The 2,272-nt window shown below is 34.5% G+C and carries 2 protein-coding genes and 1 pseudogene; 1 reads left to right on the forward strand and 2 read right to left on the reverse strand.

Going from position 1 to position 2,272, the window contains the following annotated elements; genetic code table 11:
- Positions 1 to 405 (forward strand): DDE-type integrase/transposase/recombinase (locus ACYQ2O_RS11795; RefSeq protein ID WP_459796679.1); only part of this gene is annotated, 405 nt, incomplete at its 5' end.
- On the opposite strand, the gene ACYQ2O_RS11800 is transcribed toward ACYQ2O_RS11795, so the two are convergent.
- Together ACYQ2O_RS11800 and panD are read right to left on the reverse strand one after the other, a co-directional pair.
- Positions 402 to 1,528 (reverse strand): IS3 family transposase gene (locus ACYQ2O_RS11800; RefSeq protein ID WP_346025301.1). Its coding sequence is split into 2 segments (ribosomal slippage): positions 402 to 1,300 and positions 1,300 to 1,528, totalling 1,128 coding nucleotides; the frame shifts between segments, so codons are not numbered across the junction. The two genes, ACYQ2O_RS11795 and ACYQ2O_RS11800, sit on opposite strands and share 4 nt — an antisense overlap.
- Positions 1,529 to 1,730: 202 nt before the next feature.
- Positions 1,731 to 2,125 (reverse strand): annotated as a pseudogene (gene panD, locus ACYQ2O_RS11805) (aspartate 1-decarboxylase).
- Positions 2,126 to 2,272 lie beyond the last annotated feature (147 nt).

Here is a 2,272-nt window from a genome sequence, read left to right on the forward strand (position 1 = left end):
AATGAACAGTATCGCTGGCGATCACCAGAAGACCGACGGTCATTTGAAATGGCTCATGCCAATGATATGTGGCAGATCGACACGTCCTATGGGCCTTATTTGTATGATGAAAAGGGGAAAAATCCGAAAAGGCTGTATATCATTGCGGCCATTGATGATGCCAGTCGCCTGATTGTCGGACAGGGTCTATTTTTAGAAGACACGGCTATCCATGTGCAGGAGGTGTTGAAGCAGGCGATGAAACGGTATGGCTTACCTAAGAAAATCTTCGTCGATAACGGGTCTCCCTATAAAAACAAGCAATTAGCCCTTATTCTTGCCCAACTAGGCATTGACTTAATCCATGCACGTGTACGTTCTGGATTTGAGTCAATATCTTGGACACATTTTAGTAGAGACGGTTAAGCCATTTTTTCTTTTGCTAATTCTTCAAATTCCTGTGGGGTTAGATAGTGAATCGAGCTATGGATTCGATTTCGGTTATAAAATCCTTCAATGTAGCTAAATAGCGCTCGATTTGCTTCTTCAAAATCTGAGTAGCTAGTCGTGTAGACTTCTTCTTTTTTCAATGAGGCATGGAAAGATTCGATTCCAGCATTATCATAAGGTGTTCCTTTTCTACTATAAGAATGCCTTATTTTGTTGGTTTTAAGCCATTGTTCCACTTCTCTTGCTGTGTATTGGCTGCCCAAGTCAGTGTGTAGAATCATTCCTTCTGGAATGTGATAATGTATTTTTGCTTTATTCAATGTTTGAATGACACAATCCACAGTCATTCGTTTTGAAAATGTATAACTAATAATTTTTTTCGTGTGTAAATCCATGATTGAAGATAAGTAACACCAACCATTTTTCTTAGTAGGAATGTACGTAATGTCAGCTGCCCATTTCTCACAGATCGTTTCAGTAGAAAAGTCCTGATTTAAGAGATTCTCTTTTGAAATGATCGGTTTATTAGACCTTTGAGGTCTATATTTTTTAACTACAAGCGACCTTAAATTTAATTGTTTCATTAGCTTTTGGACATGTTTAAGAGATACTGAAATCCCTTCTTTTAATAAAACTTGATGGATCTTTGTGGCACCATAGCGTTGTTTATTCGTAAAAAAAATTGTTGAAATCTTCTTTTTCAACTTATTATTTCTGATTTCTGTAGCTGTCAACGGTTTATTCTTATAAAAATAATAGACACTTCTAGGGATTTCTAATAACCGACACAACAAAGAAACAGTGTAATCCTTACACCATTTTTCAATAAATTGAACAAGCGAATTTAGGTTTTCCGAGAGAATATGGCTGCGGCTTTTTTTAAGATTTCAAGTTCCTCATTTAAACGAGCATTTTCTTTTCTCAGTTCAGCTACTTCTTTTCCAGTCAGTCCTGTGGACTGATCAGGTAAATATAAATTCTTCCATTTGTAAATCGTTGCTTCAGATAAGCCATATTCTTTCGCTAACCCTCGAACAGAACGTCCAGTTTGATTCAGTTCAACAATCATTTGTTTAAAATTTTCTTCATATCGGGTCATAAAAATTCATCCTCTCGTAGATAAGTTTAATTTATTCTTGTCTCTACGAAAAGCTGTCTAAGATTTGATACTAACACCAAAATGGACTTTGTCTACAGTCTGTATCTTCTCTTTTTGTGTCTACTTTATTGACATCTATCCAATTAGTAATCAATAAATATTTCAATAATAGTCTAGCCATATATAAATAACATTACAAAACCTAAAGAATTATATCTGATACCTTCCATGTTTTTCATATGATGTTACTCTTTCAACTTTATTATTATCATCGACAAAAACAACCTTAGGTCTATGATCCTTAACCTCATTTTCATTTAATTCACAATATGCCATTAAAATTATTTTATCTCCAGTTGATACACATCTAGCTGCAGCTCCATTCAAGCAAATCATCCCTGTTCCTCTCTCTCCAGCTATTGTATAAGTTTCAAATCTATTTCCATTATTAACATCAACTATTTGTACTTTTTCATATTCATATATTCCTGCTGCTTCTAATAAATCCATATCAACAGTAATACTTCCTACATAATCTAACTCAGCTTGTTCAACTGTAGCTCTATGTATTTTTCCTTTTAACATTGTAACTTTCATTATTATAGCCCCCTATTGTAATTCGTTACTGTCAAATTTTTTTGTTCTTAAAGGTCTATAACCGTTGTTCTATCAAGGAAAAGACAAAAAACACTTGCCCCTCCCTCATTTATCGGTAAAATAGTAGGTATCCGACTACCAAACTAT

It is taken from the genome of Alkalibacterium sp. m-11, from assembly GCF_054658155.1.